Annotated in this window: 22 protein-coding genes and 2 pseudogenes; 21 read left to right on the top strand and 3 right to left on the bottom strand. The window is 46.8% G+C overall.

The annotated features are described in order from the left end of the window. The first annotated feature begins 6 nt into the window (after positions 1-6). The 3 genes from asnS (at position 7) to nth (ending at position 2,614) form a co-directional block, all read left to right on the top strand. Complete coding sequence (asnS, locus tag AC5LIL_RS08260; protein ID WP_337873729.1) at positions 7-1,308, top strand: asparagine--tRNA ligase; 1,302 nt, start codon at positions 7-9, stop codon at positions 1,306-1,308. Positions 1,309-1,370: 62 nt separating this feature from the next. After that, positions 1,371-1,955, top strand: coding sequence for a DnaD domain-containing protein (locus AC5LIL_RS08255; RefSeq protein ID WP_499823847.1), 585 nt, complete (start codon positions 1,371-1,373; stop codon positions 1,953-1,955). Continuing rightward, on the top strand, positions 1,955-2,614 hold the full coding sequence (gene nth, locus AC5LIL_RS08250; protein WP_214691920.1) for an endonuclease III: 660 nt from the start codon (positions 1,955-1,957) through the stop codon (positions 2,612-2,614). Before AC5LIL_RS08255 ends, nth begins: the two co-directional genes overlap by 1 nt. A gap of 38 nt (positions 2,615-2,652) precedes the next feature. Here nth and AC5LIL_RS08245 read toward each other — a convergent pair whose 3' ends face one another. Continuing rightward, positions 2,653-3,504, bottom strand: a complete 852-nt coding sequence (locus AC5LIL_RS08245) for a DUF3800 domain-containing protein (RefSeq protein WP_198930015.1) — start codon at positions 3,502-3,504, stop codon at positions 2,653-2,655. Between the two features lie 357 nt (positions 3,505-3,861). Here AC5LIL_RS08245 and recU point away from each other — a divergent pair, with 357 nt between their 5' ends. The 9 genes and pseudogenes from recU to AC5LIL_RS08200 form a co-directional block, all read left to right on the top strand. Next, positions 3,862-4,488, top strand: a complete 627-nt coding sequence (recU, locus tag AC5LIL_RS08240; RefSeq protein WP_214783619.1) for a Holliday junction resolvase RecU — start codon at positions 3,862-3,864, stop codon at positions 4,486-4,488. 20 nt (positions 4,489-4,508) lie between these two features. Further along, positions 4,509-7,148 (top strand): transglycosylase domain-containing protein, encoded by a 2,640-nt coding sequence (locus AC5LIL_RS08235; protein WP_499823845.1) that lies wholly within the window; start codon positions 4,509-4,511, stop codon positions 7,146-7,148. Between the two features lie 80 nt (positions 7,149-7,228). Further along, entirely contained in the window at positions 7,229-7,789 is a 561-nt protein-coding gene (locus AC5LIL_RS08230) for a hypothetical protein (protein WP_499823844.1), read from the top strand. 16 nt (positions 7,790-7,805) lie between these two features. Further along, complete coding sequence (locus tag AC5LIL_RS08225) at positions 7,806-10,055, top strand: DEAD/DEAH box helicase (RefSeq protein WP_499823843.1); 2,250 nt, start codon at positions 7,806-7,808, stop codon at positions 10,053-10,055. Next, positions 10,052-11,215 carry a ribonuclease H-like domain-containing protein gene (locus AC5LIL_RS08220; protein ID WP_499823842.1) on the top strand — a complete coding sequence of 388 codons (1,164 nt, stop codon included), beginning with the start codon at positions 10,052-10,054 and terminating at the stop codon, positions 11,213-11,215. Before AC5LIL_RS08225 ends, AC5LIL_RS08220 begins: the two co-directional genes overlap by 4 nt. Further along, complete coding sequence (locus AC5LIL_RS08215; RefSeq protein WP_214691931.1) at positions 11,212-11,757, top strand: SLOG family protein; 546 nt, start codon at positions 11,212-11,214, stop codon at positions 11,755-11,757. Before AC5LIL_RS08220 ends, AC5LIL_RS08215 begins: the two co-directional genes overlap by 4 nt. A 4-nt stretch (positions 11,758-11,761) precedes the next feature. Beyond that, positions 11,762-12,058 carry a cell division regulator GpsB gene (gene gpsB / locus AC5LIL_RS08210; protein WP_214691933.1) on the top strand — a complete coding sequence of 99 codons (297 nt, stop codon included), beginning with the start codon at positions 11,762-11,764 and terminating at the stop codon, positions 12,056-12,058. Positions 12,059-12,077: 19 nt separating this feature from the next. After that, positions 12,078-12,653 (top strand): NERD domain-containing protein, encoded by a 576-nt coding sequence (locus AC5LIL_RS08205; RefSeq protein ID WP_214783608.1) that lies wholly within the window; start codon positions 12,078-12,080, stop codon positions 12,651-12,653. Between the two features lie 329 nt (positions 12,654-12,982). After that, positions 12,983-14,331: pseudogene (locus AC5LIL_RS08200) on the top strand (IS1182 family transposase); the annotation flags it as partial. Between the two features lie 146 nt (positions 14,332-14,477). Here the strand turns inward: AC5LIL_RS08200 and AC5LIL_RS08195 are convergent. Next, a complete protein-coding gene (locus AC5LIL_RS08195) occupies positions 14,478-14,765 on the bottom strand; it encodes a hypothetical protein (protein WP_214691937.1) in 288 nt (95 codons plus the stop codon). Positions 14,766-14,860: 95 nt separating this feature from the next. Here AC5LIL_RS08195 and AC5LIL_RS08190 point away from each other — a divergent pair, with 95 nt between their 5' ends. Further along, on the top strand, positions 14,861-15,112 hold the full coding sequence (locus AC5LIL_RS08190; protein ID WP_214691944.1) for a hypothetical protein: 252 nt from the start codon (positions 14,861-14,863) through the stop codon (positions 15,110-15,112). Positions 15,113-15,162: 50 nt separating this feature from the next. On the opposite strand, the gene AC5LIL_RS08185 is transcribed toward AC5LIL_RS08190, so the two are convergent. Continuing rightward, on the bottom strand, positions 15,163-16,701 hold the full coding sequence (locus tag AC5LIL_RS08185) for an FAD-dependent monooxygenase (protein WP_499823841.1): 1,539 nt from the start codon (positions 16,699-16,701) through the stop codon (positions 15,163-15,165). A gap of 112 nt (positions 16,702-16,813) precedes the next feature. On the opposite strand from AC5LIL_RS08185, the gene AC5LIL_RS08180 reads away from it, so the two are divergent. The 8 genes and pseudogenes from AC5LIL_RS08180 (at position 16,814) to AC5LIL_RS08145 (ending at position 23,501) form a co-directional block, all read left to right on the top strand. Continuing rightward, positions 16,814-17,437, top strand: coding sequence for an NUDIX hydrolase (locus AC5LIL_RS08180; protein WP_224860765.1), 624 nt, complete (start codon positions 16,814-16,816; stop codon positions 17,435-17,437). Between the two features lie 40 nt (positions 17,438-17,477). Beyond that, positions 17,478-17,678, top strand: coding sequence for a DUF2187 family protein (locus AC5LIL_RS08175; protein WP_012726121.1), 201 nt, complete (start codon positions 17,478-17,480; stop codon positions 17,676-17,678). Between the two features lie 17 nt (positions 17,679-17,695). Further along, positions 17,696-18,880 (top strand): DUF2157 domain-containing protein, encoded by a 1,185-nt coding sequence (locus tag AC5LIL_RS08170; RefSeq protein ID WP_224862730.1) that lies wholly within the window; start codon positions 17,696-17,698, stop codon positions 18,878-18,880. Continuing rightward, the gene (locus AC5LIL_RS08165) at positions 18,877-19,329 is read left to right on the top strand and encodes a GDYXXLXY domain-containing protein (RefSeq protein ID WP_499823840.1); all 453 of its coding nucleotides are present in this window, start codon (positions 18,877-18,879) and stop codon (positions 19,327-19,329) included. Before AC5LIL_RS08170 ends, AC5LIL_RS08165 begins: the two co-directional genes overlap by 4 nt. 238 nt (positions 19,330-19,567) lie before the next feature. Further along, positions 19,568-20,293, top strand: a complete 726-nt coding sequence (locus tag AC5LIL_RS08160; RefSeq protein ID WP_285800655.1) for a 3D domain-containing protein — start codon at positions 19,568-19,570, stop codon at positions 20,291-20,293. Between the two features lie 106 nt (positions 20,294-20,399). Then, positions 20,400-21,116: pseudogene (locus AC5LIL_RS08155) on the top strand (ABC transporter ATP-binding protein); the annotation flags it as partial. 1 nt (position 21,117) lies between these two features. Further along, positions 21,118-22,632 (top strand): ABC transporter permease/substrate-binding protein, encoded by a 1,515-nt coding sequence (locus tag AC5LIL_RS08150; protein ID WP_499825357.1) that lies wholly within the window; start codon positions 21,118-21,120, stop codon positions 22,630-22,632. Beyond that, a complete protein-coding gene (locus AC5LIL_RS08145; protein WP_499823839.1) occupies positions 22,629-23,501 on the top strand; it encodes a diacylglycerol/lipid kinase family protein in 873 nt (290 codons plus the stop codon). Before AC5LIL_RS08150 ends, AC5LIL_RS08145 begins: the two co-directional genes overlap by 4 nt. The last annotated feature ends 66 nt before the right edge of the window (positions 23,502-23,567 follow it).

Genomic DNA, 23,567 nt, shown 5'->3' with positions numbered 1-23,567 from the left:
ATGAATATGACAACAATTTCGATTAACCAATTTAAAGACTATGAAGGACAGACGGTCCGCGTCGGAGCTTGGATTGCCAACAAACGTTCTAGCGGGAAAATTGCATTCCTTCAACTACGTGACGGTAGCGGATTTGCTCAAGCGGTCGTCGTGAAGGCTGACGTCTCCGAAGAATTGTTCACTCTTGCTAAAGGCGTGACACAAGAGACTTCTGTCTGGGTGACAGGTAACGTCAAGTCGGATGGTGGACGTACACCACTCGGATTTGAATTAGAAGTGACAGATGTAGAAGTGATTGCAGAGTCAGTGGATTACCCAATCACACCGAAAGAACATGGAACAGAATTCTTGATGGATAACCGTCACTTATGGCTCCGTTCACGTCGCCAACACGCGATTATGAAAGTGCGTAACGAAATCATTCGTGCGACGTATGAATTCTTTAATAAAGAAGGATTCGTCAAAATCGATCCGCCAATCCTTACGAGCAGTGCACCTGAGGGCACGACAGAGTTGTTCGAGACAGACTATTTCGGTCAATCCGCTTACCTCTCACAGACGGGCCAATTGTATATGGAAGCCGCTGCAATGGCACTCGGTAAAGTATTCTCGTTCGGACCAACTTTCCGTGCAGAGAAATCAAAAACGCGTCGTCACTTGATTGAGTTCTGGATGATTGAGCCAGAGATGGCGTTCTTCGATCACGACATGAACCTTGAGATTCAAGAGCAATACGTCTCATATATCGCACAATCAGCGCTTGAGAACTGTAAGGATGAACTTGAATTCCTTGGACGTGACCTTGAGAAGTTGTCACAAGTGAAGGCACCTTTCCCACGTGTCCGTTACGAAGAGGCAATCAAATTCTTGAAATCAGAAGGATTCGACGATATCGAATACGGCGACGATTTCGGTGCACCGCATGAGACGGCGATTGCTAACGCACACGACCAGCCAGTCTTCATCACGCACTGGCCAAAAGAAATCAAACCGTTCTACATGAAAGTGGACCCTGAAAATCCTGAGCTCGTTCTTTGTGCAGACTTGATTGCACCAGAAGGATATGGAGAAATCATCGGGGGGTCTCAACGTGAAGACGATTACGACCGTCTAAAAGAGGAGATCATTAAAGAAGGTCTTGATGAAACAGATGCATACGACTGGTATCTCGAGCTTCGTCAATACGGTTCGGTCCCACACTCTGGTTTCGGACTCGGACTCGAGCGTACGGTTGCATGGATTAGTGGAATCGAGCATATTCGTGAAGCCATTCCATTCCCTCGTTTATTAAACCGAATCCACCCTTAACGATTAATCGGGGAAGACGTCATGTCATCCCCGATTGATGTGTCTTAGAAAGGAAGTGCGACATGGATGCACATCAATTGATTCAATTATTCGAGCAAAGTCCGGTCGTTATTCCGCGCAAACTGTTCACTGACGCTAGACGACTCGACTTATCGCCTGTCGAATTCAGTCTCATCGTCCATCTTCTTGAAATGACGGGGGAAGGCATCGTCATGCCACTCCCGAGCGAGTTAGGGAAACGGTTGAACGTCTCTGAGAATGAGGCGCGTTCTGTGTTACTCGGCTTGTTGCAAAAAGAATTGATTGCCATTGACGCGTCAGGGAATAGCGAGCGATATAGTCTATTACCGTTATTTGAGGCGTTACAAGTAGAAGAAAAAATCGCACCGCAACAGACGCTGAATGAAAATATTATCCATACGTTCGAACGAGAATTTGGCACAATCACTCCGTTTGAAATTGAACAAATCGTCGGGTGGATGACGGAAGATAATTTCAGCGAAGAACTAATTATGGCCGCGTTACGCGAAGCGAAACTTCGGAATGTTCGAAACTTCAAATACATGGATAAAATCTTACGCGTCTGGCAGGACCATCAAGTCGAGACGCTTGAGGATGTCGTGGAATATCAACGGAGGAATAAATGATGTTGACGAAAGTCCAGTTACAAGAAGTGTCTGATACGATGAGGCAAATGTTCCCGGATGCACATTGCGAACTGACGCATCAAAACCCATTCGAATTAGTGGTCGCCGTGGCCCTCTCCGCCCAGGCGACGGATGCCCTCGTCAACAAGGTGACACCGGGCTTATTTGAAGCGTTTCCGACAGTCGAAGCGATGGCTGCGGCAGACGTTTCAGAGATTGAGGCGTTGATCAAACGCATTGGATTGTATCGGAACAAAGCGAAGAACGTGAAGGCACTCTCTGAAAAAATCGTGAACGAGCATGGCGGCATCGTGCCGTCGGACCGGGCATCACTTGAGGCCCTTCCAGGTGTCGGTCGTAAAACGGCCAACGTAGTCCTGTCGGTCGCGTTCCATGAACCGGCCTTTGCGGTCGATACCCACGTCGAGCGGGTGTCGAAGCGTCTTGGCATTTGCCGCTGGAAAGATAACGTCCGTCAAGTCGAGGATACGTTGATGAAGAAGTTCCCACGCGAGGAGTGGTCACAACTCCATCATCAATTTATTTTCTTCGGACGCTATCATTGTAAAGCCCAGAGACCTGCCTGTGAGACGTGCCCGCTTCTTCATATGTGTCGGGAAGGAAAGAAACGAATGAAATCCGCGAAAGTCACGACATAAAAAATGCATCGGCACATGTGTGTCGATGCATTTTTGTGTTAATGATTCCAAGGATGGTCGCTCCACTCACGACGCTTTTTCGTGATGGGTACCTTTTTGAAGCCCCAGTTGCGGAAATCTTGGTCTGGACTTTCTTTACGAATGTAAATTTTGTCCTTGATTGCTTTAAAGATTCGGTTCTCGTCCCCATAATGGACGAACCGTGGTTTTACCTCGATCACACCTCGACGGACACGTGAAAGTGGGAGACAGACGAGGTCAGCGATTTCTAAACCGGATTGATACATCGTGTTCTGTTTCTCAGAGAAGATGAACCCTTTAATTTTTTGACGACTCTTTTCGACATCGAGATGGACCGTGCCCGAGTTGAAAATATCAAAAAATGCTTTTTGAATGAGTAAGTTCTGGTAATCATCTCGAGATTCGAGGACGACGCGTGCACTGACCGCCTCTGTTTCCTCTAAGAACGCATAGAACGACTTCATCAAGTGGGCGAAGGCGACTACATACGGATCTTTTGGCGTCGAATAAAAGTCATGTAGTTTTTGTTTATCGACTTCAACACTGACGATTGTACAATCGATTCCTCGCAAAAAATCAGGTAGCTTGTCCCAAAAATCACGCAACATGTCGATCGTGATGCCATCTTCTTTCCCATAAGGATGCTCGGCTTTTAAAATTTCTTTTAAATGAAGCGGGATTTGCTCGGTTTTAAAAACATCTCGCTTGAACGCGTGAAGACGTCGCTTCAATTCACATGGCATTCCAGTCTCATCCGCATCGATTGAATATTTGTACTCCATTAGAACACCAGTCAAATTGAACTGCGTGTTTCCTTTCGGTGTACCTGTTTCGTCGACGAACATGACATACTTCTTTCCACTTTCCATCCAATCCCTCCAAAACGGCTTAACAGTAACGGCTTTAAGCATTCTATTTTATTTCCGAATGATGATTCGGTCAATCAATTGCACAGGTATGGCACACTTTTTTTAAGAATGACATCAATTAGGTTTATCGATGTACAATCTTGGTTAAACAGAAGAGGTGCTATTATCATAGAAAAACAATCAAGTCTTACGTGACGAGAGCTTTTCAATTTGGATACACAATCGCTTACATACTAGTTTAACATACGGGAGTTTGGTACGATATGTGTTGCGGTAAATCCACACAAGTGTCGACCGACAGAAGTCGACAATCAGACCTGAGACGGAAGGAACGAGTGGACCGACCTGTTAATATGTATGTATGGGGTGACGACATTGTTCCATTATCCAAACGGTAAAAAAGCAAAAGTGACAAAGACACCAAAGGAGGAAGGAATTTCGAAACAACCCTCGAATTCTCCAACCTATGCGAATCGCGGAATGAATTTGGAGACATTGTTGAATGAAACGAATGAATTTTACCGAATCCATCAACGAGCCGTCATTCATAAGAAACCGACACCGCTACAAATCGTCAAAGTCGATTACCCAAAGCGAAGTGCAGCCAAGGTGACGGAAGCCTATTTCAAACAGGCATCTACGACTGACTATAATGGGGTGTATCGCGGCAAGTACATTGACTTTGAAGCGAAAGAAACGAATAACAAGACGTCGTTTCCGCTCGGCAACTTTCACGAGCACCAGATTGAACACATGCGCGAGTGCGAACGCCATGGAGGGATTTGTTTTGTCATCATCCGCTTTAGTCGCTATAATACGCAATATGTATTGACCACGGAACAACTTGTTCAGTGGTGGGAACAACGATTGACGGGACGCAAGTCAATTCCACTTCGTTTTATCGAAGAGGAAGCGATTGAAGTTCCGACGAGAGCCTTGCCGTCGATTGACTATTTGGCGGTGCTCGATCAATGGCTCGATTGAATAGAAGGAGTGAACCATGAATGGAGCGAAGTAGGGTCGCACGTCGACAAGATTCGACGACGAATAAACGCAAAAAAACTGGGAAACAATCAAAGACGAAAAGTAAAAAACCGATGTGGAAACGCATCTTTTTATTAGGTTTCTTATTATTTATTGCAGCAGTCATCGCGTTCGGGGCATATACCGTATATGCGATTGCAACGGCACCAGAGCTTGACGAAGAAAAACTCGTCGATACGTATCCGATTCAGCTAATCTCTGCTGAAGGTGAACCGCTCGAAGGAGCCGGTCAAATTCGGGAATACGTCTCCATCGACGATATTTCAGAAGTGATGCAACAAGCGGTCGTCTCGATTGAGGACCGTCGTTTCTATGAGCACAACGGAATCGACTTACGTCGGATCGGTGGCGCGGTCGTGGCCAACTTGACTGACGGTTTCGGTGCAGAAGGTGGATCAACCATCACGCAACAGTTGGTGAAACAGTCGTTTCTTTCAACAGACAAGAAGTTGAAGCGGAAGCTTCAAGAGCAGTGGCTCGCGCTCAAACTTGAACGTGAGTATACGAAAGAACAGATTTTAGAGATGTATTTAAATAAAAACTACTATGGTAGTGGTGGATACGGTGTACAAACTGCATCGAAGCGCTACTTCAACAAGCCGGTCTCTGAAGTCAATTATCAAGAAGCGGCAATCCTTGCAGGTCTTCCGCAACGTCCAAGTGCATACGATCCAATCAATGGTGACCAAGAGTTGACGCGTTATCGCCAAGAACAAGTCTTGTCTGCGATGAAGCGAGACGGCCACATTTCGGAAGAACAGTATAACGAAGCGCTTGATGTTGCCATCGCAGACGTCATCTCACCTGGTGAAGAGACGGAAGAAGAGGCGTTCACACGTGCGATTTATTCACGCGTGCTCAATGAATTAGAAGAAGATTTCGGACTTGAACAGTCAGACATTTACGGAACAGGTCTAAAGGTATATACGTCAATCAACAAAGAATTGCACACGAAAATCAATAGCGATATTAAATCAAACAATGTCAATCTTCAAACTAACGGTTACCCAGAGGAATTAAGAATGGGTGCAACCGTACTGAATACGAAGACGGGTGAAATTGTCGCGATTGTCGATAGTCATCAGGAAAAACAAGGTGATACAACGTACCGTGACTATTCAAACGAGAAGTATCAAATTGGGTCAACGGCGAAGCCATTTTTCGACTACGGTCCAGGGATTGAGAACGGACAATGGTCGACTGGTAAAGTATTACTTGATGCGCAACTTGATGGTAAGTTCCAGCCTAATAACTATTATCAAGGTTTCCGCGGACCAAACACGATGCGTCAATATTTGAAGATTTCTGCGAACACGCCAGCAGTTCGTGCCTTCCGAGAAGTTCGGGATGAGTACGGTCAAGAGGCGATTGAATCGTTTGTAAAGAACGTTGGAATCGAACCGGAATATGCTGGTGATGAATTACTTGAATCAAACACGCTTGGTACAGCAGAGGCGAGTACGACGCAAATGGCCGCAGCCTACGCGGCACTCGGTGCGAATGGTATGTATACGAAACCTCACTTGATTCAAAAGATTGAATTTAACGATGGCTCAAGTATTAACTCGCCAGTCAAAGCGAAACAGGCGATGGAAGACTATACAGCTTATATGTTAACCGATATGCTTCGTGACGTAGTGAGCGCTGAAGGTGGGACATATGTACCGGGTGCATTCCCATGGGATGTAGCTGGTAAAACGGGTACGACGAATGAGAAAGATGAAAATGGAAATGTCATTCCAAAAGATAAATGGTTTACAGGATACTCGACCGACTATTCTATTTCGGTTTGGACGGGAAAATCGAGTGAAGCAACATCTGAACAATTTGATCCTGACCATGCACAATATTTCTTTGAATATATCATGCAGGAAGCGACAAAGATTTCAGGTCAACCAGATCGCTTCCAACGTCCAGACTCTGTCTTGTCTCTCGGGAATGAACTTTATGTCAAAGGGACGAAGCCAAAAGATCTTCAACCTGAGAAATTGACTGCTCCAACAGGCGCAAGCGTCAACTATGATGAAGATTCACAAGCCGGTTCTGTCACGTGGTCATACGATTTTGATGGCGCACAAGCAGATGGCTATTCAGACATCTCATTCACCGTGACGCAACGGTCAGCAGAAGGCGGTGAACAAGTCGTCGGTACGACGGGAGAGACGAGTATCGATATCGCAAACTTGGCTGAAGGGGACACAACGTTCACCATCGTCGCCAAGGCGACAAACCCATTGACGGGTGAACAGCAGTCTGCCCCGGCACAAGCGAGCTACTCGATTGTGCCGAAAGAAGAACCGCAGGAGGAAGAAGAAAATCCTTCTGGTGAAGAGAACAATGAAGACAACCCATCGGACGAGAACAACGGTAGCGGGAACAATAGCGACAATGGTAACGGAAACGAAAACGGCAACGGAAACGGTGAAGATACCACTGACGAACAAAATCCTGATGAGCCAGCGACCGATGAAGGAACGGATGAAGGAACAGACCAACCGACTGACGGAGACGATGAAGGTGCTCCGCTAGAAGGTCAATCGAATAATGAATCGCCAGCCACGGAACGTGGGAACGGCAATTCGAATAACGGAAATAACTAAGGAAGGCAGGGCGACATTGTGCGCCCTGTTTTTCGTATGACTTTGTTATAATGAAAAGAAAGGGAACAGGATGGTGACACATGGTTCAACTCTCTTTAAAGCGAAAGATGAAAGTGTTATTTGTTATAGATCGACTGCAAGACGACGATTTCGGCGTACCGCTCAGTGGACATCTCGGATTAAAGCTTTCCCATCTATTATTAAAAGAGTCGATTCCACTCGGACGTCTCATCCAAGATCAAACCGTCGCTGAAGCGATTGGACATTCTTACTTAAAACGAATCGGAGTCGAAACGATGTTCACGGGTGAAGAATCCTACTATCCGGACTTGCTTCGTGGCAACCGTCAACAGTTATCGACAGACGAAGATTATTATAAAACGGTGCAACGCTACGCCAAACATCTATTAGCGGTTCATTCGAAATGTACGAAGCTACATACCATTGTCTTATTCGGTCGATCGACACAACGTCTATTTTCAGACGCGCTCATCCGCCTCGAAGAAGAGAATGCACATGTGGCTGATACGTTTCAACACATGACCATTTTAAAAATGCCCGCTGTATCGAGAATGATACGAGATGAACGGATTCAATCGATCCGACAAACCGTAGTCGAACTTGCACCTTCGAACTCATAAAAAAGAAGGTGAACTGATGCGAAAATCACGCTCCGTCGAAGAGATGATTCAAGAATTAAAAGAAGACCCGAGCTTTGCCAAAAACGTTCGTCACTGGCATACAGTCGATGCACGTCCGGCACAATATGCACCCATTCCAGAGCAAGTACCGGAACAGTTGACGAACGTGTTGAAAAGTCGGGGAATTGAGCAACTGTATACGCACCAAGCTGAGGCTGTGAAACAAACGGCTGCCGGTCATTCGACCGTCATTGTGACCCCTACCGCATCAGGGAAAACATTGTGTTATAACTTGCCGGTACTTTCAAAAATGATTGAAAAACCGACAGCACGTGCACTTTATCTATACCCGACAAAAGCGCTCGCCCAGGACCAAAATAGTGACTTGATGGAGATGGTCGAGGCACTTGAAGGGAATTTACGATGCTTCACGTATGATGGGGATACGTCTCCCGCTGCCCGAACGAAAGTCAGGGATGCGGGGAATATCGTCATCACCAATCCGGATATGTTACATTCCGGTATTTTACCGCACCATACGAAATGGATTCGTCTATTTGAAAACTTAGAATACATCGTCGTCGACGAGCTGCACACGTATCGTGGTGTGTTTGGCAGTCATGTGGCCAACGTATTTCGCCGCTTGAAACGAATTTGTGCCTATTATGGGAGTCACCCAAAATGGATTATGACTTCTGCGACGATTGCAAACCCGCGAGAACTCGCCGAATTATTGACGGAAGAAGAAGTCGTGTTGATTGACAGGAACGGGGCGCCACAAGGGAAGAAACACCTCGTCTTCTACAATCCTCCTGTCGTCAATGAGGCGCTCGGAATCCGAAGAAGTGCAACGCTTGAGACGAAACGAATCGCGTCGAAGCTCGTGGAAGCGAACATCCAGACCATCGTCTTCGCACGTTCACGTGTCCGAGTCGAGGTGCTTCTGACGTATTTACAAGAACTGACACGACGAGAACTCGGACCAAAGTCAATCGTCGGTTATCGAGGAGGTTATCTTCCGTCTGAACGTCGCAAGATTGAACGGCGCTTACGAAATGGCGAAATCAAAGCAGTCGTATCGACGAACGCGTTAGAACTCGGTGTGGATATCGGTCAATTGCAAGCATGTGTCCTCAATGGCTATCCTGGAACCGTCGCCTCACTCTGGCAACAGGCGGGTCGTGCAGGTCGTCGTCATTCTGAATCACTCGTCGTATTCGTCGCATCGTCTTCCTCTCTTGATCAACTCGTCGTCGAACAGCCTGACATGATTTTAGACCGTTCGCCGGAAGCGGCTCGTCTTGACCCGAACAACTTGATCATTTTAGTCGACCACATGAAGTGTGCCGCATTTGAACTACCGTTTCAAAAAGGAGAGCGTTTCGGAACGGTCGACACAGAGGATATTTTAGATTTCCTAACAGACGCACAAGTGCTACACGAACGAGCGAATAAATACTATTGGATGACCGATTCATTCCCGGCACACGATATCTCCCTTCGCACGAGCGACCAAGAGAATGTCGTCATCGTCGACCAAACTGCGAAGCATCAAGTGATCGGTGAAATGGATACGTTCAGCGCGATGACTTTGTTACACGATGAAGCCATTTATTTACACGGAGCTGAACAGTATCAGGTCGAAAAATTAGACTTTGAAGAGAAGAAGGCGTTCGTCCGTCGTGTCGATGTCGACTACTATACGGATGCGAATCTGGCAGTAGAATTAAAAGTGCTCGAAGAGAACAAAACGGATGGTGCAAAAACGTTTGGTGAAGTGTCGGTCATTGCGATGGCCACGCTCTTCAAAAAAATCAAATTTGGGACGCATGAGAATATCGGTTCAGGCCCGATTCATCTTCCGGAGCGAGAACTGCATACGACGGCGACATGGTTCACATTGGATGAGCGCTTTGCTTATTCGGAGGCAGATCTCGAAGATCAACTCGAAGCGGTCAGTGACTTATTCAGACGGCTTGCCCCACTCTATCTCATGTGTGATACACTCGATTTATTTACAACCATTCAAATGAAGTCGACTCATACGAATAAACCGACCGTTTATTTATATGACCGTTATCCTGGTGGCATCGGCCTCAGTGAGGCACTCTATAAAGATGCAGATATGGTGCTCGAGGCAGCAGAGCGGACGGTATCGGATTGTCCTTGTGAGAGTGGATGCCCTCGCTGTGTCGGTATGATTGGATATGGAGACTTCAAGCATCAGGTCATCCGTCAGTTACAAGCTTTGAAAGGATCGTTATGAAAGCAAAATTATCAAGATTGATTAAAACGAAAGAACCTGTCGAACGCCCGCGCGTTACCTCACCTGATGAAGTGGAACAACAGAAATGGACTGAACAAGGTGGGGAAATTTTAACGTTCGAAGGAGAATGGTGTGTCCGAATCCGAAACACCTATCCGCTCGATGAGATTTATCACGACTATGCGTTCGGAGACGCCAGACGAATGATGCAGAAAACGGAACATCCGTTTTTCGCGGTCGACTTAAAACCGGATCAAGTCTTGTTTATGGATACAGAGACGACCGGATTACGTGGGTCCGGGACGTCGATTTTCTTGATCGGATTTGCACGGATTCGTGCGGAAGAACTTGAAATGATTCAGTATGTCTTGCCTCATCCTGCCTTTGAGACTGCCTTTTATTATCATTTTCTACAGGACATCGGGGATGAGGTACGGTTCGTCACCTATAATGGAAAGTCTTTTGACTGGCCACAAATCAAAACGAGACATACGTTTGTCAAATCACGGGTAAAAGCATTGCCTTCCGTCGGTCATGTCGATTTACTACATGCGGCAAGACGATTGTTGAAACCGCGATTAGAATCGGTGTCGCTCAAAGCGGTCGAAACGTATTTCGGTCACGGACGGACGGATGATCTACCTGGATTTTTAGCTCCGATGCATTATTTTCAGTACGTCAAAGAGCGCAACCCTGAGATTCTCATGCCGGTCCTTGAGCACCATCATGCGGATTGTTTGAGCCTCGTCTCTCTTTACACGCGACTCAGTCAACTCGTCATGACTCCTGAGACCGATTTCGGAGAAGAGCGTGCGCATTGGTTGCATGACCTAGGGGAGCAGGAGCAGGCACTTAAAGAATTCGAGCAGCTGTCTGACCCTTCGAAACGAGCCATCATGCGGCAAGCGCTCTTATTGAAACGAACAGGTCGTATGGAGCAAGCAATTCCGCTCTTTGAATCGTTGCATACGATTGAAGGGTATGTGGAGCTCGCCAAGTACGCAGAGCATAAACAGAAGGACGTGGCACTCGCGATTGATTACACGGAACGAGCCGTCGAACTGCTCGAGCAAAAGCGCACCGTTTTGCGTCAAACCGTTAATCGCGAGAAGGCCGAGCTCGAACATCGGCTTGCCCGTCTAGAAAGGAAGCGATCATGAAAGTTGTAGCCGTCACAGGATATCGTCCCCATGAACTTGGGATTTTCAAAGCGGACCATCCGGGGATCGACATCATTCAAGAAGCTTACCGAAAAAAAATCCTGGAAGTCATTGAATTAGGTGCTGAATGGTTCATCTTTAGTGGAACGAACGGTTGTGAATTATGGGCCGGACAAGTATTGTTAGAGTTAAGAGAAACATATCCGATTAAAATTGCGGTATTTCCTCCGTTCTTAAATATGGACGAACGCTATAAACCGTTCGAACAAGAATTGTTTGTTCAACTTCAACTCGAAGCAGATTTCTTTGAACCGTTGACGCAACGTCCATATGAGGATCCGAGTCAATTACGCGCAAAAACTGCATTCTTTTTAGATAAAGCAGAAGGATTGATTACCTTGTATGACGAAGAAACGGAGGGAAGTCCCCGTTTTCTAGTCGAAGGGGCTCGGCGAAAGCCAAATATGGAGGTCTTTCTCATCACACAGGAAGATTTACGTGTCATTGAGGAAGAAAAACAATGGGAACAACAATGGGAGTGATACAATGCAAACCGAATTAACGGCAGAGGCAATTTATAAACAAGAATTTAAAACGGCATTACGAGGCTACTCGCAAGAAGAAGTCGATCAATTTTTAGATGTCGTCATCCGCGATTATGAAAAGATGGCGAAAGAAATCGAACGGCTTCAGAAAGAAAATGATTCATTGCGTCGCGAATCGGCACCAGTGGCAGAACCTACAAAACCAGCGCAACCTGTTGCGTCGAACTATGATATGTTACGTCGCATTTCAAATCTTGAAAAAGCAGTCTTCGGAAAGCAAGTGGGACCAAGCGAATAAGGAATAGGGGGTGGAGTGAATGTTGCAAGTGTTAACGGCTACGGAAAAACAACCCGTTAAACAACAATCAAGAAAGCTGTTTCGAACGAAAGAAGAAGTGATGAAAGCACCGACAAGCTATACAGATCGTCTCGTCGAAAACATCAGGCACACCTGTCGATTTGATTGGATGATGATTGAACAAGTCGAATTTGGCGAGGATCTCGTTCATTACGTGCTCGTCGGACCGAAAGGTGTATTCTTGATTCAATTAAATCGAACTCCAGCCCCTGTCCATTTGACGAACCGCGAGTGTCGAACGGAAACATCTATGGGATGGAAGCATATCTACCCACATCCTCTCACAGAGCTAGAGCGAATGACGAAACAAGTACGGACACGGTTGAAAAAGGAATGTGGGCAAGCGATTCCTGTCTATTCATTCTTGATTTTCCCGGAGACGGAACAGTTGAAGCTTAAGCGGGTCAAAGCCAATTGTGGGGATTCTTTCGCATTCGTCAATCAGGTCATCAGCAAAACAAATCTTGAGACGTTGACAGAACCGCTCGTTAAACAAATTGCCTACTATTGCTCTGAACGACAAGTACATAAATAAGAAGAAGGCCAAATATTGTATTTGGCCTTCAGCTTGTTGACTAACATGAATCATATCGCTCGCCTGTCCGGCGCCCACGCTTTCCGCAGGCAATCCCGGAGCCGCATCGCGACCTAGGTCGCTGCTGGGTCTCCGTCGGATTGCTTTCCTGTCGGAGTCGGGGCGCCGTTGGGCGAGCAACGCAAACGGTCGTCATCTGACGGCCGTTTGTCTTTTTCTGAGGCCTCGATGGCCGAAGAAAAAGCCTGATACATACTTCGAACCCTTACAAACAGGGAAAGAAGAAGGTAAACAACAAGTTCGCCCGTCATCAAAAGGAGGAACCCGATATGTATCGCGCCCATTCTGAGAAACGACATGAACCGATCCAGTCGAAGACCACGTTGGACCAGCTGGTCCCGCAGGATCGATCTTGTCCGGAGACTCGACCGTCACATCGACTTCTCGATCGTGCACCGGCTCTGCGCCCCGCTCTATTCGAACACCGGTACGCCCGGCATCGATCCGGAGATCATCATCAAGATTATCCTACTCGGACCCCTGTTCAACATCCGTTCCGTGCGCCAGACCGTGAGGGAGGTTCAGACGAACCTCGCCTATCGTTGGTTCCTCGGTCTCGGCATCGATGAGAAGGTTCCCGACCATTCGACGATCGAGCCAGGCCTACCGCCGACGCTTCCAGGGGAACGACGTGTTCCAACAAATCTTCGAGGACATCGTCCGACAGGCGGAATCTCACGGTCTCGTCTCCGGACGCATCCTGATAACGGATTCCACGCACATCCGAGCGAACGCGAACAAGAAGAAATTCGACAAGGTAGAGGTCGAACGGGTCGTCGGTGCGATCGAGGACGAGCTTCTCACCCGCGTGAACGAGGAACGGGCCGAACGCGGAAAAAAGAACTGAAACCGGCATCTGAGAAGAGGGAGCGCCGGCTCGTCAAGATGAGCCGGACCGACCCGGATGCGGGATACATGTATCGTGACCAGAAGCCGGAAGGCTTTTTCTGGCTGGCGCATCGGACGGTCGACGCCAAGCACAATTTCATCGTCGATGTACACGTCACACCCGGGAACGTCTCGGACAGCACCGTCTATCTCAATCGGCTCGACCATGTCCTCGAACGTTTCCATTTCCCGCTTGAGGCGGTCGCACTCGATGCCGGCTACTTCACGACCGGGATCGACGAAGGCGCTCGTCGAACGGGGCATCTTCGGGGTCATCGCCCGGAGGCGTTTCGGCGGAAAGAAGGGGATGTTCCGCAAGACCCGGTACACGTACCTGCCCGAGGAAGATGCATATCTCTGTCCGGCGCGACAGCGCCTCACCTATCAGACGACGGACCGCCACGGCTATCACCATTACGTGTCCGACCCCTCCATCTGTCAGAACTGCCCTCTCCTCGAGAAGTGCACGTCCAGCCGGACGCACCGAAGGGACATCACACGCCACGTCGATGAACATTACCGTGAGCAGGTGAACGAGAACCGCCTGTCCGCGACTGGAAAATCCCTCTACCGACTGCGGCCACAGACCGTCGAGCGCTCGTTCGCCGATGGGAAAGAGCTCCACGGGCTCCGTTTCACCTTCTACAGGGGGACCGCGAAGGTCCAACGCGCCAATCTGGTGGCAGCCACCGCACAAAACATGAAGAAGCTGGCCAACCTGTTGGCCAGAAAGGACTGTCTACATAACATTTCTTCAATCTTTTGTCGGACAGAACGCCTCAAGCTCGTTGAACATAAAAAAAGACGAACCAGATCGCATCTTGCGATCTGGTTCGTCAACAGCCTGAAGGCCAAATATTGTATTTGGCCTTCTTCTTATTTCAAGAGTTCTCTTGCCTTTGCCGCATCATCTCGATGAACGAATAGTGCGACACGGTCGTCTAAGTTTTTCGCGAGCGGCTTTAATAACTTTCCGGTCGGAAGTCCTTGCTCGATGCGACATGTGATTCCCTGTTCTGTCAGGTAATGATAGTCACCTAGAAGTTCTTCCCCTTGTTTCCCAAACGCTTCACCGAAGCGAATCCATTTTAAGTTCCGAATCGTCCGAATCGTCACTAAAATGACGAACAAGATGGCAAGTACAATGATGAATAATGTTTCCAACGCATTCAACCCCTTCTTTACACAAGTTTAATAGGGTGGCGAGTTGAAAGCAATACGAACTGAACGTTATACTAAAATGGAAAAGAGGGGATTATATGAAAAAACCGATTCAATCAAGACGAGAGGCTATTTCGCTTCTTGAAGATCAACAAGTTCTCTATATTCGCATTCACAACGGACAAACGGGCATGATCAAGTCGACAGAGGAAGGGATTATCGTTGCCATCCCGAACGAAGAGACTGACAAGATTGACTTTCGCAAGCTAGAAGATATCGAAGCGTTCGAAGCATTCTATGACTTGACGCTCTCAAAACCAGGTATTCTGTATGTAAATGTTGAAGAGTAAATGACATGGAGAGCTTCACCAATTCGGTGAGGCTCTCCATTTATAAACTTTTAAGATGATGGAAGCCAGACGGCCAACTTCTCTTGCAGCGGTTTTAGACGGACGTGATGTTGCTTGTGCAATAAATAACCGTCCGGACGAATGACTAAAATACCACGTTTCATAAACAGGGACTTGGCGAGTTCATTCCCTTGGTCGAAAAATGGACGACTCGTCTTCGACAAGGTGATGGTCTGAATGAACGGATGATGCTGATTTAAGTACTCATAGATTGACGTCAAATCACGTTTGCCATCGTCGAAAACGAGTACTTGGAAGCGACCGTCGGCAATCTCTGAAATCTTCGTCCGGAATCCATCATCTGTTCGTAAAATTTCCGTCTCTGGGAATATCTTCCCTTCTGCGACGCGGCGAAACGGCATACGTAAAGATTTCGGATAGGATAGGTGAAGTTGAGAGATTCGTTCCGTGATTTTTTGATTGACGAGATTGACGCGAGTGAAGACATCTGCCCCAATCGCTTGAAACGGTAATAGCATCGGTAACGTCGTCTGAAGCATCACAGTCGCGACATTTGTCGTCTGTAGTACATTTCTGGCAACATGTTCACGCTCATTCCGATACGTCGAGACGACTTGATGCGGTGCCCCTGTCTTCAAATGGAGCCATAGTTTCCAGCCCAAGTTGAATGCATCCGCAATTCCGGTATTCATTCCTTGCCCCCCGACCGGTGAATTGATATGGGCGGCATCACCCATTAGAATGACGCGATTATGGATGAACGTATCGACCATCCGGTTATGAACCCGAAAGAGCGAGAACCATTCGACATTGTGTATGTGAACGGGCATATGACTACGTTGCTCCACGAATTGTTGGAGGTCTGATTCGACAAACGACTCATCGGTCCGTAGGTTTCCTGTGATTCGAATTGTTTCATCCGTGAGTGGAAATACTTCGAGCACCCCTTGGTCCGAGAAGAAAATGTGAACCTCTTCGCGAGAAATCGGCCAATCGGCTTTCAAATCTGCCAATACCCACGCCTCTTTGAACGACTTTCCACTGAATGGGAGGGCGAGCATTCTACGAATCGAACTATTGGCGCCATCAGCAGCAACGACATACTTCGCTTCGACCGAACGATGAGTTCCGCCTTCAGCAGTCAAATGAGCGATTGTACGCGATGGATATTGAGTAATGGAAGAGAGTGATTCTCCACGCTTCACCGAGTGACCATGTTTTTTTAAGGCCTGTTCTAGAATTTCTTCTGTTTCATTTTGACGAAGTAGTGTCACGAACGGATAAGGGGTGACAAGTTTTGAGAACTCGAGCTTTGCCGTCCATTGACCTGAGAAGTAGAGATTCCCTCGCTCAATCGTCCGTGCCCGTTCGAGCACTTCTTGTGCAACATCCAAACGAGAAAACACTTCGATTGTACGCGGTTGGATTCCGATGGCTCGAGAATTATCCGACGGGGTCGTTTTTCGATCGATGATTTGAAATGATACGCCATATCTGGCTAAGGTGAGGCCGAGTGTTAGGCCGGTCGGTCCGGCTCCAACGATTAGTACATCCACTTGTTCGTCCAAAGTGATCAACTCCTATCATTAATAATGATATTTCCGACATTGGCAGCGATTAAACGAAAAGTGGGGTATAGAACGGTATAGGATATTCGATGACGGAAGGTGAGTGAACGGTGTGCAGCCATGGATCAAAGAAAAGCAAATTCGAGATAGCTTTACAATGGAAGAGGATTATGAACAGACGGCAGCGGTTTTGATACCGCTCGTTGAAATAGAAAAAGAATGGCACGTCGTCTTTGAAGTACGTGCCCACACGATGCGGCAGCAGCCTGGGGAGATTTCATTTCCCGGTGGACGACTTGAAAAAGGGGAGACGCCTGTCGAAGCAGCGGTTCGAGAAACGTGTGAGGAGCTCGAGCTTGACTCCAGTCAAATCGAAGTCATCGGTAAATTGAGGCCGCTCGCCACGCCCCATCGACAATTGATTTATCCCTTTGTGGGCATGTTGGCGGAGTTGCCGACCGTAAAAGAGACAGATGAGGTCGATCATTTGTTTACGGTACCGGTATCCACCTTGCTCATGATTGACCCGTTTCATGGGGAGATGGAGTGGACGATGAACCCAGATCAAAATATTCCGTTAGACCGATTGGCGAATGCTAAAGCGTACAAAAAACGGGTAATTAAAATGAGAGAACCTTTTTATGAACATGAGGACTATATCATTTGGGGACTTACTGGAAAATTTTTGACACAATTTATTCAACGCATAAAAGAAAACGTATTCAAACCGACATAATTTCGTTATAATGATAGAAACAAATTTAGATTGGAAGTGAATGGGTGTGTCTGAAGAATTCCTCGTAGGTGATATCGTGAAGTCGACTCGTGAAGGATGGGTCGCAGAAGTGACCGCCGTACTGACCAATACTGTAATCGGAGACGTATCGATTATGGAAGAGTTTCAACAGCTCGGGCTCGAGTTTGAAAAACAAGTTTTACTAAAATCAGAATTAGAATTGATTGAACGCGCCAGCTGACCTTTTTTCCGAAAGGGATGATTCAGGTGTCCATTGACAAAAAAGTACGTGAATGGCAAGAGGCGGGTTTGTTAGATGAAGCGACCGGTAAAAGACTAGTCGACTATGAACATAAACAACGGGCGGCTAGTGGGCAACATGATCACAAGCCGCCTGTTTTGGTCATTGTCGGTTCAATTTTACTGGCACTCAGTCTATTCAGCTTCGTCGCAGCCAATTGGCAGGCGATTCCCGACCTTTTGAAGATTGGATTATTTCTCATTTTTATGGTTGGATTTTATGTGTTTGCCGAACGGGTCCGATTGAAAACCCCAAGGTACGTGACATTATTGCGAGTACTAGGATTCGTCTTTTTTGTAGCGACCATGGCGGTCATCTTTACTACGTATAACCTTTCGGGGCAGTTGACGTTTCTATTTTGGATTTTGTTCACAATGGCAGTCCTTCACCGAATCATATATGAGCACATCATCTTTTCGGTGATCTCCGCTATCGCCGCATTTATGGCCGTTACGAACAGTTTCGAAAGTCTCGGATTGACGTTGATCGGATTTGCACTCATCGTGACATGGGTATGGTTCCATTTTGTGGAAGAATCGTTAGACCGAACGTTCGCTTGGCTTACCTTTTATGGCATTCTCAACATTTTTGGACAATATGTCGACTATGAAGGTAGACTATGGCCACTTTGGTCTCTTGTTATTCTACATGTGCTGCTTCTCATTTATCGAAAACAAGCTGCATGGCAAGCTGTATATTTGTTCGTCGCAGCCATTCTATCCATCGGTTATTTGGTGAACGTCACGGAAAGCTGGCTCTCTCAAAGACCGCCTTCGATTATAGAGGCTACGCTTTTATCCATTGCGCTCGTTGCCGTCTACTTGATTCATCGTCGGAGCGATTTGATGTGGGTAAGTTTGCTCGCAGTCATCCCGTTCGCGTTGTTCGAGGACTCTGGTGTTCTTTTGGCGGTATTAATTGAAGTGATTGCATTGGCTTATCTCGTTCGTCAAGACATGACGAGACAACGAACCATCTTTGCCTTCATCTATTTCTTAGTCGTCCAGATGACGATTTATTTCATTTACGTTTGGGACCGTCTCGATATATCTCTCTTCTTCTTGATTGGTGCACTGATCGTCTTTGCGTTGTCACTCGGATTATGGTGGCGTAATCGTACGAGAAGGGATGTGACGACATGAAACGGTTGTCAACGTGGATCATTCCTGCCGTCCAAGTCATGATTGCGATTTTGTTTGTCATCCTTGTTTACGCCATCTCGTGGGTGGGGGAGACATACACGTTCAAGGGTACCTCGTTCGAACCGTATGATCCGTACTTTGGGGACTCGATTTATCTGGAGTACGATGAATTCGAAGGCCGTCATAATGTGGAGACGGGAACCGTTTACGTCTCGTTTGAACAAGGGGAAGATGGTTTTGCTGTCATCGACCGAGTGGAGTCAAAACCGTTTTTCGGAGGAGTACGCGCGAACTATTATGACCGTAACCTTTATATAGAAGAAATGGGATCGTATCGTGTCCCTCTAGATGAAGTGGATAGGGTCAAGGGTGAAAAATCGTTCACAGTGGAAGTTGATGTTGCACCGTGGGGGATGCTCAGATTGCATGATTTAAAGCCAATTGAATAAGTAAACCGCATGACAGGGAGATTACAGGTTTGTTACAAGACTTATTGTAACGAATCTGTAATTTTTTTGTGAAACCTAGTAATAGCAACGTTTTTTGCAATTGTTACAATCTGTAACCACTTTTGAAGTCATATGTCAGGAATGTTTCACTTCGTTGAAATGGCTACTCGAATGTGACGGGTCGTGGTAAATTAACATCTGTTCGTTACATAACGAGAAAGGTGATGACCTTACTACGATGAAATTCATTAAATATATGATTCTATTTGGAACCGCGATGATGGGGATGTTCACATTCGTCGATCAAGCAGATGCTGCTCAGATCGGAATCGGGACAGAACAGAAGATCGTCCAAAATCCTCTTGAACTTGAACGACAAGCGATCGAAGAAGAACGACAAAAAGAAATCGCTCGTCAAAAGAAAATTGCTGAAGAAAAACGCATCGCTGAAGAGAAACGTTTAGAAGCAGAACGTCTCGCTGCTGAAAAAGCGAAAGCAGAAGCGGAAGCAGAGAAAGCAAGACTTGCTAAACTCGAAGCAGAGCGTAAAGCGGAAGAAGCGCGTAAAGAAGCAGAACGTGCGGCAGCACAACAAGCAGCGGCTTCTTCGAGCAAGAAGACCACGGCAACACCGGTGTCTACGTCGCCGAATAAAAAAGTCATTACAGTCGAATCGACAGCATACTCAAATGATGTGGCTGACAACAAAGCTTATGGCGGTCGTGTCTTAACAGCAACCGGCCATGATGTCACAGATTCAATCTATTATAATGGAATGCGAATTATCGCCGTCGATCCGGCCATTATTCCATTAGGTTCTAAAGTCCATATTCAAGGTGTCGGTGACGCGATTGCCCTTGATACAGGCGGCAGAATCAAAGGACATATCGTCGATTTACTCGTCGATTCAAAACAGGATGCCATCCAGTGGGGGCGTCGACATATTCAAGTTACGCTTTATTAATGATGAGGTTCTCCGGAAGGAGAGCCTTTTTTTGTTTAACAAAGCAGAAAATAGGGCAAAATACTATTTGAATTTCCATTTTGGAAATAGTCGAGGAGGGATCAGGTTGATTGAGTTTCGTGATGTATCAAAACGTTATGAGGACGGGACGTTAGCCGTCAAAGAATTAAGCTTAACAGTAGAAAAGGGAGAAATCTTTGTATTGATCGGACCTTCCGGTTGTGGAAAGACTACAACAATGAAAATGGTGAATCGTTTAATTGATCATACGGATGGTAAAATTCTAATCGATGGAAAAGAAATCTACCAGTTCAATATTTTCGAATTGCGTCGTAACATCGGTTACGTGCTCCAACAAATTGCTTTATTCCCCCATTTGACAGTGGAAGAAAACATTTCTGTCGTACCTGAACTATTGAAATGGAAAAAAGAACGAACAAAAGAAAGGGTAACGGAATTGATGAAAATTGCCGGTCTCGATCCAAAACTACGTTCGAAGAAGCCTTCGGAACTGTCTGGGGGTCAACAGCAACGTGTGGGTGTATTGCGCGCCTTAGCGGCAGACCCGGACGTCATCCTTATGGATGAACCGTTCTCTGCACTTGACCCGATAAGCCGTGGCCAATTGCAAGATGACATCAAACGACTAAATGACGAACTCGGTAAGACGATTCTTTTTGTCACACACGACATGCAAGAAGCGATGAAGCTCGGGGATCGTATTGCGTTAATGCGTGATGGAGAACTCATGCTAGTCGGAACACCAGAAGAAATCTTGGCGAGTGAAGACCCGTTCGTCTTAGAATTTACACAACGTGGAAGAGGTGAGCTGGATGCTTGAGACGTTCCAAAATAGACAAGGACAGCTTGTCGAGGCACTGATTGAGCACTTACAGCTCTCTGTCGTATCGCTATTGATTGCCGTCTTAATTGCCGTACCATTAGGGATTTGGCTGACGCGCCGTAAGAAGATCGCTGAAACCGCCATTGGCGTCACTGCGATTATTCAAACGATTCCTTCGCTTGCCTTGCTTGGATTGATGATTCCGCTCGTCGGGATTGGGGCATTACCTGCCATCATTGCGCTTGTTTTATATGCGCTCCTACCGATTTTACGAAACACATTCACTGGTTTGAATGAAGTGGACAAATCGTTACTTGAAGCAGCTCGAGCTTGTGGGATGAAACCGAATCAAAGTTTGATGAAAGTCGAACTTCCGCTCGCCCTACCTGTTATCATGGCAGGTATCCGTACAGCGATGGTCCTCATCGTCGGTACGGCGACACTTGCCGCTCTCGTCGGTGCAGGCGGACTCGGTACGCTGATCTTGCTCGGGATTAACCGAAATGACAATTACTTAATTCTATTGGGTGCCATCCCAGCTGCCATTTTAGCCCTCCTGTTTGACTTCTTGTTACGTCAGATGGAAGGTGCGACAGCGACACGTAATAAGACGAAATTGATTGCCGTCTCTACCGTACTCGCCCTCATCATCATCACACCGCTCGCATTTGGTCGCTCGCAAGAGACAGACCTTGTCGTAGCTGGGAAACTCGGTCCAGAGCCAGAAATTCTTATGAATATGTATAAGTTGTTGATTGAAGAAGAAACAGATTTGACTGTATCGGTGAAGCCGAACTTTGGGGAGACGACATTTGTATGGGGCGCCCTCCAATCTGGTGATGTTGACATTTATCCAGAATTCACCGGAACGGCACTCGCGAGTCTCGTCAAGGAAACACCCGAATCAAACGATGCCCGTGAAGTATATGAACAAGCTAGAGAGGCGCTTGCTGAAGACGGGTACGTCATGCTCGAACCGATGCAGTTTAACAATACGTACGCACTCGCAATCCCACGTGACTATGCAGAGGCAGAAGGCATTTCCGCCATTTCAGATTTACGAAACGTTCAGTCTGATATACAAGCCGGATTCACACTTGAATTTACCGACCGTGAAGACGGATATCCAGGACTTCAAAACGAGTATGGTCTTGATTTCCCATCCGTCGTCTCGATGGAGCAAAAATTACGCTATCGTGCCATTTCACGAGGAGATGTCAATTTAGTAGACGCTTATGCAACGGATCCTGATATCGCCGAGAACGACCTTGTCGTTCTAGAAGACGATCGACAATTCTTCCCGCCTTACCAAGGGGCACCGCTCTTGAAAGAAGAGACGCTTGAAGAGTATCCAGAAATTGAAGATGCACTCAATCAGCTCGCAGGTAAAATCACAGACGAACAAATGTCTGAATTGAACCGTCGTGTCGCGTACGGAAATGAACGCGCCTATGATGTAGCGAAAGACTTCTTAGAACAGGAAGGGTTATTATGAGAGCATTGATTATTTCGAATCCGAAGTCTGGTACGAGCGAAACGATGCTCGGGGAAGTCATCGGAACGATTGAATCGCTCTATGAAGAAATCATCATCAAGAAGACACAAGAAATCGGGGACGCACTTCGATTTGCAAAAGAAAGTGGATCGTTCGACCATCTGATTGTCATCGGGGGAGACGGTACACTCAATGAAGTAGTCAATGGGTTGATGACGTTAGAGCTTGAGGAGCGACCGACAGTAGGAATCATTCCTGCAGGGACGTGTAACGACTTCGCACGAGCGCTCGATCTTCCTATTCAACCAACACAAGCCGCGAGCATCATCAAATTGAACCATGAGCAACATGTGGACGTGATTCAAGTAGATGAGATGTATGCCCTCAATTTCGTTGGAGTCGGATTGATTGCAGATACGTCACGTCAAATCGACCCGGGCGAGAAAGAATCTTTAGGTTCAATCGGCTACTTTCTTGCAACTATCCGCCAATTTCGTGAAGCTGACCCATTTCAGATTCGGTTACGTCGAGGAGATGAACTTCTTTACGAAGGAGACGTCAGCTTCTTATATGTAGGGAACGGGAGTTATCTCGGAACCGTACCGACGAAATTGGAGACGCAATCGTTTTCGGATGGCATGTTAGAAGTCGTTCACAGTTCGTCTATTGGATTTCCGATGATTCGACAATTGTTGGCCCAACAGCTCGGTCTCGATCAAAAATCAGAGGAGTGGAATCACTTTCAAACTTCATATGTCGAAGTTGAGTTGAATGAGCCACAAGTCATCGATATCGACGGTGAACATTTTGAAACAGATCACTTAGCAATCCAGATTCGAGAGCAGGCTCTCACGTTTTTAACGCCATAAAGCATCAACAGAGAAAAGTATTCAGACTTTTCTCTGTTTTTATGTTGTCCTGACCCTTGAACCGTG

Source organism: Exiguobacterium sp. RM11 (assembly GCF_059821525.1).
The sequence above is the reverse complement of the archived record's forward strand: the minus strand, read 5'-3'. Positions and strand labels throughout refer to the sequence as shown.

Bases quoted from the DNA above. Each gene is read 5' to 3' on its own strand.
- AC5LIL_RS08165 (WP_499823840.1), top strand. From the start codon at position 18,877: ATGAAACGGTTGTCAACGTGGATCATTCCTGCCGTCCAAGTCATGATT.
- AC5LIL_RS08245 (WP_198930015.1), bottom strand. From the start codon at position 3,504: ATGGAAAGTGGAAAGAAGTATGTCATGTTCGTCGACGAAACAGGTACA.
- AC5LIL_RS08175 (WP_012726121.1), top strand. From the start codon at position 17,478: ATGGGTGTGTCTGAAGAATTCCTCGTAGGTGATATCGTGAAGTCGACT.
- AC5LIL_RS08170 (WP_224862730.1), top strand. From the start codon at position 17,696: ATGATTCAGGTGTCCATTGACAAAAAAGTACGTGAATGGCAAGAGGCG.
- asnS (WP_337873729.1), top strand. From the start codon at position 7: ATGACAACAATTTCGATTAACCAATTTAAAGACTATGAAGGACAGACG.
- nth (WP_214691920.1), top strand. From the start codon at position 1,955: ATGTTGACGAAAGTCCAGTTACAAGAAGTGTCTGATACGATGAGGCAA.
- AC5LIL_RS08235 (WP_499823845.1), top strand. From the start codon at position 4,509: ATGGAGCGAAGTAGGGTCGCACGTCGACAAGATTCGACGACGAATAAA.
- AC5LIL_RS08160 (WP_285800655.1), top strand. From the start codon at position 19,568: ATGAAATTCATTAAATATATGATTCTATTTGGAACCGCGATGATGGGG.
- AC5LIL_RS08145 (WP_499823839.1), top strand. From the start codon at position 22,629: ATGAGAGCATTGATTATTTCGAATCCGAAGTCTGGTACGAGCGAAACG.
- AC5LIL_RS08190 (WP_214691944.1), top strand. From the start codon at position 14,861: ATGAAAAAACCGATTCAATCAAGACGAGAGGCTATTTCGCTTCTTGAA.
- AC5LIL_RS08225 (WP_499823843.1), top strand. From the start codon at position 7,806: ATGCGAAAATCACGCTCCGTCGAAGAGATGATTCAAGAATTAAAAGAA.
- recU (WP_214783619.1), top strand. From the start codon at position 3,862: ATGTATGGGGTGACGACATTGTTCCATTATCCAAACGGTAAAAAAGCA.
- AC5LIL_RS08255 (WP_499823847.1), top strand. From the start codon at position 1,371: ATGGATGCACATCAATTGATTCAATTATTCGAGCAAAGTCCGGTCGTT.
- AC5LIL_RS08220 (WP_499823842.1), top strand. From the start codon at position 10,052: ATGAAAGCAAAATTATCAAGATTGATTAAAACGAAAGAACCTGTCGAA.
- AC5LIL_RS08205 (WP_214783608.1), top strand. From the start codon at position 12,078: ATGTTGCAAGTGTTAACGGCTACGGAAAAACAACCCGTTAAACAACAA.
- gpsB (WP_214691933.1), top strand. From the start codon at position 11,762: ATGCAAACCGAATTAACGGCAGAGGCAATTTATAAACAAGAATTTAAA.
- AC5LIL_RS08230 (WP_499823844.1), top strand. From the start codon at position 7,229: ATGGTTCAACTCTCTTTAAAGCGAAAGATGAAAGTGTTATTTGTTATA.
- AC5LIL_RS08215 (WP_214691931.1), top strand. From the start codon at position 11,212: ATGAAAGTTGTAGCCGTCACAGGATATCGTCCCCATGAACTTGGGATT.